This window comes from Streptomyces sp. SID12501 (assembly GCF_010550245.1).
In the GTDB taxonomy this organism is placed as follows: Bacteria; Actinomycetota; Actinomycetes; order Streptomycetales; family Streptomycetaceae; genus Streptomyces.
Genome location: NZ_JAAGLU010000462.1, coordinates 1 through 500, shown reverse-complemented (window position 1 = coordinate 500; position 500 = coordinate 1). Strand labels below are relative to the sequence as shown.

Genomic DNA, 500 nt, shown 5'->3' with positions numbered 1-500 from the left:
ATGGCACGTCGGCTCGGTCACCCTGAAGGTCACCATCCTGTGGTGGTTCGCCCTGGTCGCGGTGGCCACCTGGATCCTGCTGCGCACCCGCGCAGGGAACTGGATCTTCGCCGTGGGCGGCGGGGCCGACGCGGCCCGCGCGACCGGCGTGCCCGTGGTCAAGACGCGCATCGGCCTCTACATGTGCGTCGCGCTGTGCGCCTGGATCTCCGGGCAGCACATCCTGTTCTCCTTCGACGTCGTCCAGTCGGGCGAGGGCGTCGGCAACGAGTTCCTCTACATCATCGCGGCCGTCATCGGCGGCTGTCTGATGACGGGCGGCTACGGCTCGGCCATCGGCTCGGCCATCGGCGCCTTCATCTTCGGCATGACCAGCAACGGCATCGTGTACGCCCAGTGGAACCCGGACTGGTTCAAGTTCTTCCTCGGGTTGATGCTGCTGCTCGCCACGATGCTCAACGCATGGGTCCGCAAGCGGGCGGAGGCGAAGTGACGATCGA

The 500-nt window shown here is 67.0% G+C and carries 1 protein-coding gene; it reads left to right on the top strand.

Going from position 1 to position 500, the window contains the following annotated elements; translation table 11 throughout:
* Positions 1-493, top strand: a 493-nt coding sequence (locus G3I71_RS46780) for an ABC transporter permease (protein WP_164325032.1), incomplete at its 5' end; no start/stop codon positions are given.
* Positions 494-500 lie beyond the last annotated feature (7 nt).